This window comes from Fervidicola ferrireducens, from assembly GCF_001562425.1.
Taxonomy (GTDB): Bacteria; Bacillota; Thermosediminibacteria; order Thermosediminibacterales; family Thermosediminibacteraceae; genus Fervidicola; species Fervidicola ferrireducens.
On the sequence record NZ_LOED01000024.1, the window covers coordinates 24,260 to 35,969 of the forward strand.

At 49.2% G+C, this 11,710-nt stretch carries 24 protein-coding genes; all 24 read right to left on the minus strand.

What is annotated here, in order from left to right:
* Positions 1-6: 6 nt before the first annotated feature.
* Entirely contained in the window at positions 7-753 is a 747-nt protein-coding gene (gene map / locus AN618_RS08930) for a type I methionyl aminopeptidase (protein ID WP_066354041.1), read from the minus strand.
* Entirely contained in the window at positions 753-1,403 is a 651-nt protein-coding gene (locus AN618_RS08935) for an adenylate kinase (RefSeq protein ID WP_066354043.1), read from the minus strand. Before AN618_RS08935 ends, map begins: the two co-directional genes overlap by 1 nt.
* A 13-nt stretch (positions 1,404-1,416) precedes the next feature.
* Entirely contained in the window at positions 1,417-2,673 is a 1,257-nt protein-coding gene (gene secY, locus AN618_RS08940; protein ID WP_066354046.1) for a preprotein translocase subunit SecY, read from the minus strand.
* Positions 2,673-3,113 carry a 50S ribosomal protein L15 gene (rplO, locus tag AN618_RS08945; protein WP_066354048.1) on the minus strand — a complete coding sequence of 147 codons (441 nt, stop codon included), beginning with the start codon at positions 3,111-3,113 and terminating at the stop codon, positions 2,673-2,675. The genes secY and rplO overlap by 1 nt, the downstream gene beginning before the upstream one ends.
* A gap of 28 nt (positions 3,114-3,141) precedes the next feature.
* A complete protein-coding gene (gene rpsE / locus AN618_RS08950) occupies positions 3,142-3,642 on the minus strand; it encodes a 30S ribosomal protein S5 (RefSeq protein ID WP_066354049.1) in 501 nt (166 codons plus the stop codon).
* A 16-nt stretch (positions 3,643-3,658) separates the two neighbouring features.
* Entirely contained in the window at positions 3,659-4,024 is a 366-nt protein-coding gene (rplR, locus tag AN618_RS08955; RefSeq protein WP_066354054.1) for a 50S ribosomal protein L18, read from the minus strand.
* Between the two features lie 23 nt (positions 4,025-4,047).
* A complete protein-coding gene (gene rplF / locus AN618_RS08960; RefSeq protein ID WP_066354055.1) occupies positions 4,048-4,587 on the minus strand; it encodes a 50S ribosomal protein L6 in 540 nt (179 codons plus the stop codon).
* Between the two features lie 25 nt (positions 4,588-4,612).
* Positions 4,613-5,011: a 30S ribosomal protein S8 gene (gene rpsH / locus AN618_RS08965; RefSeq protein WP_066354057.1), complete on the minus strand. Its 399-nt coding sequence runs from the start codon at positions 5,009-5,011 to the stop codon at positions 4,613-4,615.
* A 25-nt stretch (positions 5,012-5,036) separates the two neighbouring features.
* Entirely contained in the window at positions 5,037-5,222 is a 186-nt protein-coding gene (locus AN618_RS08970; protein ID WP_083515148.1) for a type Z 30S ribosomal protein S14, read from the minus strand.
* A gap of 15 nt (positions 5,223-5,237) precedes the next feature.
* The gene (gene rplE / locus AN618_RS08975; protein WP_066354064.1) at positions 5,238-5,777 is read right to left on the minus strand and encodes a 50S ribosomal protein L5; all 540 of its coding nucleotides are present in this window, start codon (positions 5,775-5,777) and stop codon (positions 5,238-5,240) included.
* A gap of 21 nt (positions 5,778-5,798) precedes the next feature.
* Positions 5,799-6,125 (minus strand): 50S ribosomal protein L24, encoded by a 327-nt coding sequence (rplX, locus tag AN618_RS08980; RefSeq protein WP_066354066.1) that lies wholly within the window; start codon positions 6,123-6,125, stop codon positions 5,799-5,801.
* 19 nt (positions 6,126-6,144) lie between these two features.
* Complete coding sequence (gene rplN / locus AN618_RS08985) at positions 6,145-6,513, minus strand: 50S ribosomal protein L14 (RefSeq protein ID WP_066354069.1); 369 nt, start codon at positions 6,511-6,513, stop codon at positions 6,145-6,147.
* A 25-nt stretch (positions 6,514-6,538) separates the two neighbouring features.
* Positions 6,539-6,796, minus strand: a complete 258-nt coding sequence (gene rpsQ, locus AN618_RS08990; protein ID WP_066354071.1) for a 30S ribosomal protein S17 — start codon at positions 6,794-6,796, stop codon at positions 6,539-6,541.
* Between the two features lie 29 nt (positions 6,797-6,825).
* Positions 6,826-7,023 (minus strand): 50S ribosomal protein L29, encoded by a 198-nt coding sequence (gene rpmC, locus AN618_RS08995; RefSeq protein WP_066354072.1) that lies wholly within the window; start codon positions 7,021-7,023, stop codon positions 6,826-6,828.
* The gene (gene rplP / locus AN618_RS09000) at positions 7,013-7,447 is read right to left on the minus strand and encodes a 50S ribosomal protein L16 (RefSeq protein WP_066354074.1); all 435 of its coding nucleotides are present in this window, start codon (positions 7,445-7,447) and stop codon (positions 7,013-7,015) included. Before rplP ends, rpmC begins: the two co-directional genes overlap by 11 nt.
* Entirely contained in the window at positions 7,395-8,111 is a 717-nt protein-coding gene (gene rpsC / locus AN618_RS09005) for a 30S ribosomal protein S3 (protein WP_066354076.1), read from the minus strand. Before rpsC ends, rplP begins: the two co-directional genes overlap by 53 nt.
* A 3-nt stretch (positions 8,112-8,114) precedes the next feature.
* A complete protein-coding gene (rplV, locus tag AN618_RS09010) occupies positions 8,115-8,453 on the minus strand; it encodes a 50S ribosomal protein L22 (protein ID WP_066354079.1) in 339 nt (112 codons plus the stop codon).
* 26 nt (positions 8,454-8,479) lie between these two features.
* Positions 8,480-8,764 carry a 30S ribosomal protein S19 gene (gene rpsS / locus AN618_RS09015; protein ID WP_066354083.1) on the minus strand — a complete coding sequence of 95 codons (285 nt, stop codon included), beginning with the start codon at positions 8,762-8,764 and terminating at the stop codon, positions 8,480-8,482.
* A 21-nt stretch (positions 8,765-8,785) separates the two neighbouring features.
* Entirely contained in the window at positions 8,786-9,613 is an 828-nt protein-coding gene (gene rplB / locus AN618_RS09020) for a 50S ribosomal protein L2 (RefSeq protein WP_066354085.1), read from the minus strand.
* Between the two features lie 64 nt (positions 9,614-9,677).
* On the minus strand, positions 9,678-9,971 hold the full coding sequence (gene rplW / locus AN618_RS09025) for a 50S ribosomal protein L23 (protein ID WP_066354087.1): 294 nt from the start codon (positions 9,969-9,971) through the stop codon (positions 9,678-9,680).
* Positions 9,968-10,591, minus strand: coding sequence for a 50S ribosomal protein L4 (gene rplD / locus AN618_RS09030; RefSeq protein WP_066354089.1), 624 nt, complete (start codon positions 10,589-10,591; stop codon positions 9,968-9,970). Before rplD ends, rplW begins: the two co-directional genes overlap by 4 nt.
* Before the next feature lie 24 nt (positions 10,592-10,615).
* The gene (rplC, locus tag AN618_RS09035) at positions 10,616-11,245 is read right to left on the minus strand and encodes a 50S ribosomal protein L3 (protein WP_066354091.1); all 630 of its coding nucleotides are present in this window, start codon (positions 11,243-11,245) and stop codon (positions 10,616-10,618) included.
* Between the two features lie 23 nt (positions 11,246-11,268).
* On the minus strand, positions 11,269-11,577 hold the full coding sequence (gene rpsJ, locus AN618_RS09040; protein WP_066354098.1) for a 30S ribosomal protein S10: 309 nt from the start codon (positions 11,575-11,577) through the stop codon (positions 11,269-11,271).
* Positions 11,578-11,612: 35 nt separating this feature from the next.
* On the minus strand, positions 11,613-11,710 hold a 98-nt coding region (locus tag AN618_RS12730; RefSeq protein WP_157081692.1), incomplete at its 5' end, for an EF-Tu C-terminal domain-related protein.

An 11,710-nucleotide genomic window follows, 5' to 3' on the forward strand; every position in this document is an offset into this window, starting at 1 on the left:
ACCTGCCTATAGAATGGTCAAAATCTCAGGCTCACCATCGGTGATAGCGATGGTGTTTTCGTAATGTGCGGAAAGACTTCCATCTTTGGTGACAACCGTCCAGTTGTCATCCCGGGTGTAGACCTCAAAATCCCCGGCGTTTACCATAGGCTCAATAGCCAGAGTCATGCCCGGCTTTAGCCTGGGCCCTTTGTTCGGCGGGCCGTAATTGGGTACATGCGGGTCTTCATGCATCTGACGGCCAATCCCATGGCCTCCCCATTCCCGCACCACCGAAAAGTTGTGACTTTCCACGAAGGTCTGGATAGCGTGAGAAATGTCGGAGAGCCTGTATCCAACTTTAGCAAATGCCAGCCCTTCAAAAAAGCTCCGTTCGGTAACATCTATGAGTCTTTTTGCTTCCTCCGAAACGTTTCCCACCGGGTAGGTTCTAGCCGCATCGGAAAAGTAACCTTCCACTATAGCTCCTACATCTATACTTATAATATCACCATCTTGGAGGATTCTTAATCCAGGAATTCCATGTACTACCTCTTCGTTGATTGACGCGCAAATCGTTGCGGGAAAGCCCCTATATCCTTTGAACGCAGGGAGCGCACCGTTTTTTAGTATAATCTCTTCCGCTATCCTGTCAAGTTCTCCGGTGGTAACGCCGGGTTTGATGTGATTTTTGAGTTCTTCCAGCACCAACGCCACCACTTTACCGGCCCTTTTCATTATCTCAATTTCCCTTTTCGACTTTATTACTATCATCAGCCTTCTCCTTTTAGGAGGTCTTTTATCTCTTCGAAAACCACTTCGATGGGCCTGTTTCCATCGATGTTTACCAGCAGATTTTTGCTCCGGTAATAATCTATGAGGGGCTTTGTTTCCCGTTCGTAAACGTCAATCCTTTTTTCAACCGTTTTTACATCGTCGTCTGCCCTCACGATTAGCCTCCCGCCGCATTTGTCGCAAATGCCTTCCTGCTTCGGTGGGTTATACTTGACGTGATAGGTGGAGCCACACATCTCGCATACCCGGCGCCCGGTAAACCTCTCGATAAGTTCCTCCCGTGGAACAACGATGTTTATTACGGTGTCCAATTTTACTCCCATTTCTTCGAGGATTTTTTCCAAGCTCTCAGCCTGAGGTATGGTTCTGGGGAAGCCATCTAGGATGAAACCCTTTTTGACGTTGATTTCCCGGAGGCGTTCCCTAACTATTCCAGTAATAACTTCATCGGGAACTAAAAGTCCTCGGTCCATGTATTCCTTTGCCTTCTTCCCAAGGGCCGTTCCTTGCTGGACCGCAGCCCTTAGTATATCCCCCGTCGCTACCTGGGCAACGCCAAATACCTCGGCAAGTTTTTTTGCTTGGGTCCCCTTTCCGGCTCCGGGAGGTCCCATTAGAACTATGCGCATTTTTTATCAACTCCTACTTCAAGAAACCCTGATAATGCCTCATGAGCATCTGGGCTTCAATGAGTTTCATAGTCTCTAAGGCTACACCTATGACTATCAAAAGTGCGGTACCCCCAAAATAAATGTTAAGGCTGGTAACGCCGGTAATTAAATACGGCAGAACCGCTATGGCTGCAAGGAAAATAGCCCCGATAAGGGTTATCCTAGTCATTATCCTGTTGAGGTACTCAGCCGTGGGCCTGCCCGGCCTAATCCCAGGAATGAAGCCTCCGTATTTCTTTATATTCTCCGCTACATCCACGGGGTTAAAAGTTACAGCAGTGTAAAAGTATGTGAAAAACACTATGAGCAGCGCATAAAGGCTCGCATAAAGCCATCCGCCGGGCTTTATAAAATTGGCGATGCTCAGAGCTATCTTACTGTTGGGGAAAAAACCCGCAATGGTGCTGGGAAAAAGGAGTATCGACATTGCGAAAATCACCGGGATGACGCCCGCGGCGTTTAGTTTCATAGGTATGTGGGTTGTCTGGCCACCGTATATTCTTCTTCCTACCACCCTCTTGGCGTAATGAACCGGAACCCGGCGCTCCGCCTGTTGTACAGCTATAACTCCCACTATCACGGCTAGTGCAAATACTGCAAATAGAATCACCATCAAGATGTTCGTGGTACCAACTCTGACGTATTGGTATATCTGATATAGCCCACTCGGGAGCCTTGATACGATACCCGCGAAAATCAAAAGGGAAATGCCGTTACCGATACCTTTGTCGTTAATCTGTTCGCCGACCCACATCAAAAACGCCGTGCCGGCGGTCAAGCTAATAACGACCAGGAGGCTGCCGAAAAACCCCGGATACATCAGGGCGCTCCTGAAGCCTATGGCAAGGCCTGTCGCCTGTATGAGGCCGAGGATTACCGTGCCGTACCGGGTATAGCGCGCGAGAACTTTTCGGCCCTCCACACCCTCTTTGGCCAGCTCCTCCCATCTTGGAATGACTATGGTGAGAAGCTGAACTATTATGGATGCATTGATATACGGCGTTATGCTCATAGCAAAAACGGAAAACTGTTTGAAAGCGCCTCCGGCGATTATGTCGAAAAAGCCAAGAAGCGCACCCCTTTCTATGAGCTGCCTTACGGCTTCGGGGTTCATGCCCGGTACCGGCACGAAAGCCCCAATTCTGAACACCACCAGCATTAAGAGCGTAAACTTTATGCGCCGTCTTAAGTCCGGGATTTTCCAGGCGTTTTTCAGGGCTTCCAGCATTATATCACCTCGGCTTTCCCGCCGGCAGCCTCAATCTTTTCCTTGGCGGAGCTGGAAAACGCATGCGCTACTACTTCCAGCTTGACTTTGAGCTCACCATCTCCCAGTATTTTTACTCCATCCTTAATCTGTTTTATTAGTCCCTTTTCCTTCAGAAGCTCCGGAGTGACTCGGGTGTTTTCCTCAAACACATTCAGGTCTTCCACATTCACTATGGCGTATTCTTTCTTGAATTTATTCGTAAATCCTCTTTTCGGTATCCTGCGGATGAGGGGCATCTGCCCTCCTTCAAATCCTGGCCGCACTCCGCCGCCGCTCCTGGCATTTTGACCTTTGTGACCGCGGGTTGAAGTCTTGCCGTGTCCGGAACCTATCCCTCGTCCAACCCTTTTCGGTCGTTTTTTAGAACCTTTTGCAGGCTTAAGGTCGTGAAGTCTCATTGTCGCACCTCCTGTTCCGTTTGAACTTTTATCCTAACAGTTCCTGAACGGTTTTGCCCCTTAACTTCGCCACCTGTTCTGCCCTCTTTAATTGCTTTAAAGCGTCAATAGTGGCATCCACCATGTTTTTAGCGTTATTCGAACCGAGCGACTTGCTGACCACATTTCTAAGTCCCGCGAGTTCCAGCACCGCCCTGACGGGACCCCCTGCTATTATGCCCGTACCTTCTACAGCAGGCTTGACCAGAACTTTCCCTGCACCGGATTCTCCTATAGCCTCATGCGGTATAGTGCCGTTTATTACCGGCACTTCTATGAGGTTCTTCTTGGCATCCTCGATGGCCTTTCTTATGGCGTCGGGTATCTCCTGGGCTTTGCCAGTTCCCACCCCTACTTTCCCGTTTTTATTGCCAACCACGACCAGGACCGAAAACCTGAAGTTCTTGCCGCCCTTGGTTACCTTGGATACGCGGTTTATTGAAACAACCTTCTCCGAAAATTCGTGTTCCATGTCTTTTTCCCTTTGCATCCGCCTACCTCCTTTTCTAGAATTCCAGACCGGCGCGTCTTGCAGCTTCAGCCAGGGCTTTTACGCGCCCGTGGTACATATATCCGCCCCTGTCGAAAGCCACTTTGGTTATACCCTTTTCCAAGGCTCTCTTTGCGATCAGCTCCCCAACCTTTTCTGCAGCCTCTATGTTGCAGCCCTTTACGCTGTCACGAATAGCGGGATCGAGCGTCGAAGCCGCCACCAGCGTCCTTCCCTCTTCGTCGTTAATTATCTGCGCGTAAATGTGTTTCAAGCTGCGGAAAACGTTCAGCCTCGGCCTTTCGGCGGTACCGAAGACTTTTTTGCGTATTCTCTTATGCCGTCTTTTCCGGGCTTCATTTCGGGACTCTTTTTTAATCATTTACACCCCTCCTCCTACTACCGTTATTTGCCTCCCGCTTTTCCGACCTTGCGGCGTATCACTTCATCTTCGTACCTTATACCCTTGCCCTTGTAGGGCTCAGGCTCTTTTACGCTCCTAATCTTAGCGGCGGTTATACCCACCAGTTCCTTGTCTATACCCCTGACGATAATTTTGTTCTGGGCGGGTACTTCGAAGTCGATGCCCTTTGGCGCTTCAATTTCTACCGGATGAGAATAACCGACGGTGAGCACCAATTTATTTCCCTGCTTGCTGGCTCTGTAACCCACACCTTCCAACACCAGGGTCTTTTCATAACCGTTTACCACGCCGTTTACCATATTTGCAATTAGGCTTCTTGTCAGGCCATGAAGTGCTTTATGCTCTTTTTCGTCAGAAGGCCTTTTTACAACAATTTTGCCGTCTTCTTGTAAAATTTGCATGTCTTTATGGAACTCTTTAGTTATAGTTCCTTTAGGCCCCTTTACGGTGACAACGTTGCCTTCAATCTTTACTTCCACGCCTTTCGGTATCTCTATGGGCTTTTTGCCTATCCGCGACATTTATTCAGGCACCTCCTTATCAAGTTTACCACACGTAGCAGATAACTTCTCCGCCTACTCCTTCTTTTCTTGCCTGTTTGTCGGTCATGATCCCTTTTGAAGTAGAGAGAATGGCTATACCCAATCCTCCGAGCACTTTGGGGATTTGGTCTTTTCTCACGTATATTCTAAGACCCGGCTTGGAAATTCTCTTTATGCCGGTTATTACCCTCTCCTTGTTGGGGCCGTATTTTAAATGAATCTTGATTATCCCCTGCTTCCCGTCTTCGATTATTTCGTAGTCCTGGATGAAACCTTCATTTTTCAGGGTTTCGACTATTGCCTTCTTTATTTTGGAGCAAGGAACTTCTACCGTCGGGTGCCCTGCGCTATTAGCATTTCTAATGCGGGTCAGCATATCTGCGATGGGATCGGTAACAGACATTTTGCGAAACCTCCTTTCAACACTTTTACCAGCTTGCCTTTCTTACGCCTGGTATCTCGCCGCGGTGGGCCAGAACTCTAAAGCAAAGCCGGCATACGCCGAATTTCCGAAGATACGCTCTGGGTCTTCCGCATATTCTGCAGCGGTTATAGTATCTCGTTGAGTATTTTTGAGGCTTTTTCTGTTTCGCAATAAGGGATTTCTTTGCCATCCGTCATCCTCCTTTCTATTGAGCAAAGGGCATTCCCAGGCCCTTCAGCAGTTCGCGGGCCTCCTCGTCGGTTTTGGCCGTCGTCACTATAGTAATATCCATTCCGCGGATTTTATCTATCTTGTCGTAATCTATTTCAGGAAAAATCAGCTGTTCTCTTATACCGAGGGTATAGTTACCCCTGCCGTCGAAAGCATCGGGCGAAAGGCCTTTGAAGTCCCTCACTCTGGGCAGTGCGATATTGAACAGCTTATCGAGGAATTCGTACATCCTGTTGCCCCGCAGAGTAACCTTCGCACCGATAGCCATACCTTTCCTTATTTTGAATGATGCGATGGACTTTTTCGCTTTCGTAACTACGGGCTTTTGCCCCGTTATCATCGCCAAATCTCTGGTGGCCGACTCTATGGCTTTTGGATTTTCCTTTGCATCGCTTATGCCCATGTTCAGTACCACTTTTTCCAGGCGCGGAACCTGCATGACGTTTTTGTAATTAAACTTCTTCATCAATGCTGGAATAACTTCTTTTTCATACTTTTCCCTCAGCCTGGGCATTTAGATTCCCTCCTTTCAAGTCTACTTGCTGTCTAGAACCTCACCGCATTTTTTGCAGGTCCTGACCTTTGTGCCGTCAGCTAGGAAAGTGTGCCCAATCCTGGTAGGCAACCCGCATTTGTTGCAGACAACCATCAGTTTTGAGGTGTTGAGCGGCATTTCCTGATGCACTATGCCGCCCTGCGGATTTTTGGGAGAAGGCTTTTGGTGCTTTGTAGCCATGTTTACTCCTTCTACTATAGCTACACCCTTTTTCGCTATTACCTTGAGCACCTTTCCTTTTTTGCCCTTATCCTTGCCCGACAACACCAACACTGTATCTCCCTTTTTTACGTGGACCTTCGACAAGACTTACACCTCCTTATCCTTATAAGACTTCTGGCGCGAGCGAAATAATCCTCATAAAATTCTTATCCCTCAGTTCGCGTGCAACCGGTCCGAAAATACGCGTTCCCTTCGGATTCATGTCATCATTTATTATAACTGCCGCGTTCTCGTCAAACCTTATATAAGAACCGTCCGGCCGCCTTGTGGGCGCCTTCGTTCTCACTATAACAGCCTTTACCACATCGCCCTTTTTTACCATTCCATCTGGAGCCGCATCTTTCACCGAGGCCACTATTACGTCGCCCAGGCCGGCAAATTTTCGGTTCGAACCGCCCAAAACTCTAATGCACATTATTTGTTTCGCCCCGGTGTTATCCGCCACGTTTAGCCGCGTCTGAACCTGAATCATTCCTAAACCCTCCCCTCTTCAATAGTTACTCGGCGCGCTTTACAATTTCCACCAGTCTCCAGCGTTTGGTCTTGCTCAAAGGCCTTGTCTCCATAATTTTTACAACATCGCCTATCTGGCACTGGTTGTGTTCATCGTGGGCTTTAAATTTCTTGGTGCGCTTTATCGTCTTGCCGTAAAGGGGATGGCGTATTATGGACTCGACAGCCACCACTATAGTCTTATCCATTTTATTGCTCACTACTACTCCCGTACGAACCTTTCTTTTGGGCCTCTCTTCCATTTTATCCCTCCTTTAACCGCATAAGTTTGTTATGCTTTCGCCCGTTCTCTTTCCGTTAAAATCGTTTTAATTCTGGCTATGGTCTTTCTTACTTCCCTTATTCTCTTGGGGTTATCCAGCTGGCCCGTGGCCGACTGGAACCTCAGATTAAAAAGTTCACTCTTTAGGTCCTTGAGTTTCTGGATCAATTCCTGATCCGACAATTCTCTTATCTGTTTAGCCTTCATTTGCATCACCGCCTATCCCTTCACGTTTCACTATCTTGGTCTTTATCGGCAGCTTGTGGGAGGCAAGTGTCAAGGCTTCTTTTGCCACATCTTCCGGGACTCCCGCCAGCTCAAAAAGTATACGCCCCGGCTTTACCACCGCAACCCAGTATTCCGGAGAACCCTTGCCGCTTCCCATACGGGTTTCCGCGGGCTTTTTTGTCACAGGTTTGTCCGGAAATATCTTTATCCAGACCTTTCCTCCTCTTTTAACAAACCTTGTTATGGCAATTCTCGCAGCTTCTATCTGGCTGCTCGTAATCCATGCCGGTTCTAGAGCCTGCAGTCCGTATTCGCCGTAGGTAACCTCGGTGCCGCGAGTGGCCTTGCCCTTAATTGTGCCGCGCTGCTGTTTCCTGTACTTTACCCGCTTCGGCATTAACATTGGCCTCTCCTCCTTCCGCCTGTTTTTCTTCTTTCTTCGTGGGGAGGACGTCGCCCCTGTATATCCAAACCTTCACACCTATGCGTCCGTAAGTGGTATGGGCTTCGGCAAAGCCGTAACTTATATCGGCGCGGAGCTTCTGAAGCGGAATCGTGCCTTCGCGGTACCATTCGGTTCTCGCGATTTCAGCCCCGGCCAGCCTTCCGCTTACCATCGTCTTTACTCCTTTTGCCCCGGCTTTTAGAGCCCTTGCAATTGCCTGCTTCATGGCTCTGCGGTAGGAAATACGGCGCTCGATTTGGGCCGCTATGTTTTCCGCCACCAGCTGGGCTTCCAGGTCGGGCTCCTTAATTTCAACTACGTTCACCGCCACCTGTTTTCCGGTCATGGCTTCCAGTTCGCTTCTGAGCTCCTCCACGCCGGTGCCGCCCTTCCCTATGACCATACCTGGCTTCGCCGTATTTATGGTAACCCGGACGCGGTTTGCCGCCCTTTCTATTTCGATCCTGGATATTCCCGCGGTATAAAATTTATTCTTGATGAGCTTACGGATATTGTAATCTTCCAGCACCAGATCGGCAAAGTTCTTTTCCGCGTACCACCGGGAGTCCCAATCTCTAATGATTCCAAGTCTCAGTCCGTGCGGATGTACCTTTTGGCCCAAATTTTATCCCTCCTTTTCCTTTAGTACCACCGTAATGTGGCTAGTTTTTTTGCGTATCATCGCTGCCCTGCCGAATGCCCTTGCCCTGAATCTCTTGAGCGTCGGCCCCTGGTCCGCATAGCACCTGTAAATGTACAGCGCATCCGGATTCATATTGTGGTTGTTTTCGGCATTGGCAACCGCCGAACGAATGAGCTTTGCCACTATCTTCGACGCCCTTTTAGGCGTAAACTGCAGGATATTCAAGGCCTCATCGACTTTCTTGCCCCTTATGAGGTCCAAGACAATCCTAACTTTTCTCGGAGCTATTCTGACGTATCTCGCCTGTGCCCTGGCTTCCACCTTAACTAACCTCCTTTACCCGGTGTTTACTTTAGTGCGGTCGACCTTTCCGTGTGCTCGCCGTGACCCCTAAAAGTCCTGGTGGGAGCAAACTCTCCAAGTTTGTGGCCAACCATGTCTTCCGTTATATATATGGGAACATGTTTCCTTCCATCGTGAACCGCTATAGTGTGTCCCACCATCTCCGGAATTATGGTGGAGTCTCTAGACCAAGTCTTAATCACCTTTTTTTCCTTTTTTTCGTTCATCGCCCTTATTTTCTTCAGCAGTTTGGGGTCCACAAAGGGGCCTTTTTTTGCAGAGCGACCCATTATTCTACCTCCTTTCACCGGTTATTTGCGGCGCTTTATGATGTATTTATCCGACGGCTTGTTCTTCTTGCGAGTCTTGTAACCCAATGTGGGTTTGCCCCACGGTGTAACGGGATGTTTGCGGCCGATAGGCGCTTTTCCTTCGCCGCCTCCATGCGGGTGGTCTACCGGGTTCATGGCAGAACCGCGCACATGAGGCCTTCTCCCGAGCCATCTAGAACGCCCGGCTTTGCCGAGGGTGATGTTTTCGTGCTCCAGGTTCCCTACCTGTCCTACAGTTGCCCTGCATTCTTCAGGCACCATCCTCATTTCGCCGGACGGCAACCTGAGCGTCGCAAACCCGTTTTCTTTCGCCATAACCTGAGCCGCTGCACCAGCGGCCCTTGCCAGCTGGCCGCCCTTGCCCGGGTAAAGTTCCACGTTGTGGACGATGGTACCCACAGGTATGTGAGAAAGCGGGAGCGCGTTACCCGGCTTGATGTCCGCATTGGGGCCCGACTCCACTATATCGCCCACCTTTAGTCCCACCGGAGCCAGTATATAACGTTTTTCCCCGTCCTTGTAGTGCAAAAGCGCTATCCTCGCGGAACGGTTCGGGTCATATTCGATAGCCGCCACCTTAGCCGGCACGCCGTCTTTGTCCCGTTTGAAATCTATTATCCTGTACTTTCTCTTGTGGCCGCCGCCCCGGTGTCTTGCCGTAATCCTTCCCTGCATGTTGCGGCCCGCTTTTTTCTTCAGGATCTCTACCAGCGATTTTTCTGGCTCTTTCTTCGTTATTTCTTCAAAGGTGGATACTGTCATGAATCTTACGCCCGGCGATGTGGGTTTAAATTTTTTTATACCCACCAGTTATCCCTCCTTTTCCAGTCTGCAGTTCAACTTGCCGTAACATCGCCTTGTCACTGCTTCTTTATAAGCTCTCGAAGAATTCAATCGGTTTGCTGTCCTTTTTCAGGGTGACTATTGCTTTTTTCCAATCGGGGCGCTTGCCCTCGTGAATACCTACCCTCTTTTTCTTGCCCCTTACGTTCATTGTGTTTACCTTTTCTACCTTTACCCCAAAAATAGCCTCTACAGCGTTTTTAATTTCGGTCTTGTTTGCATCGGGGTGAACCACGAATGTGTATTTCCTCTGCTCTTTCATCGCCATGGATTTCTCGGTAATCCATGGACGAATTATTATGTCATGCGGATCTTTGCTCATGCGTACACCTCCTCTACCCGCTTTACCGCATCTATTGTCATTATGAGCTTTTCATGGTTGAGGATGTCGTAGACGTTCAGGGTGTTCGCCGTGGTGGTGGTTACCCCCGGTATGTTGCGGGCAGATTTGATCACATTTATGTCGGGACTGTCAAGCACAATGAGAGATTTGGTATTGGCGTTGAGGTTCGTCAGAACTTTTACCATTTCCTTGGTTTTAGGAACATCCATCGTCAACTTGTCTACGACTATTATTTCATTATCTCTTACTTTTGCGCTCAAAGCTGACTTCAGAGCAAACCTCTTTAATTTTTTGGGCAGGGTGTATTTATAAGAGCGGGGTTTCGGACCAAACACGATACCACCTTTTCTCCAAAGGGGCGACCTGATACTTCCGTGTCTTGCCCGACCGGTACCCTTCTGCCTCCAGGGCTTACGGCCGCCTCCCCTGACTTCTCCACGGGTTTTTGTGGAAGCAGTGCCGACCCTCTGATTCGCCAGGTAGTTTACCACCACCTGATGCATGACTTCAGGTTTTACCTCAACCCCAAACACGCTGTCGGAAAGCTCCACTTCTCCTATTTGCTGGCCCTGCATGTTGTACAAAGCTACTTTTGGCATTGGGCTCCTCCTTTCTTTTTGGGTTTAGCTCTTTACCGTGCTCTTAATGTAAAGCAGTGATTTCCTCGTACCGGGCACTGAACCTTTTATAAGGAGCAGATTCCTCTCCGGGTCCACCTTTACTATTTCCAGATTCTGTACGGTCACCTTTTCATGGCCCAGATGACCTGGCATCCTCTTGCCCTTGAAGACCCTTTCCGGGTCGGTGGCACCGCCAGAACCAGGCCGCCTGTGGTACATGGAACCGTGAGACATGGGGCCCCGGTTGAAGTTCCACCTTTTTACGCCGCCGGCAAAACCTTTACCGATCGTAATGCCGGTGACGTCCACCCTATCACCGGGTTCAAAAATGTCCACCTTTATCTCATCGCCGATGTTGTACTTATCAATGTCATCTATCTTCAACTCTCTGATGTATTTTTTCGGCTTTAACTGATACTTTTTGAACTGGCCCAGCACCGGTTTCGTGAGTCTTGTTTCCTTCACATCCTTGAAGCCCACTTTCAGGGCGCTGTATCCATCGTTTTCCGGAGTCTTTTTCTGTATAACCACACAGGGGCCAGCTTCCACGACGGTAACTGGCACGGCTTCTCCCGCTTCATTGAAAATCTGCGTCATCCCCAATTTTATGCCCAGTATAGCCTTTTTGGCCATCCTTACCACCTCCTCAAGTAAAATTACAGCTTGATTTCTATATCAACTCCTGCGGGCAAATCCAGCCTCATGAGAGCATCGACAGTCTTCGAGGTCGGTTCGTGAATGTCGATTAGCCTCTTGTGGGTCCTTACTTCGAATTGTTCCCTTGAATCCTTATACTTGTGGGGAGCTCTCAGTATGGTTATGAGACTCCTCTCGGTGGGCAGTGGAATGGGGCCCGAAACTTTGGCCCCGGTACGTTTTGCCGTTTCCACTATTTTTTGAGCCGACTTATCCAGTATCCCGCTGTCGTAAGACTTCAGGCGTATTCTGATCTTCTGTCGGGCCACTTTTCTCCCTCCTTGGCTTTAGTTTCCTCTTTTCTCTATTCGATTATCTCGGTCACCACGCCGGCCCCTACTGTCTTGCCACCCTCGCGGATAGCAAAACGAAGGCCTTCTTCCATCGCTATCGGCGCTATCA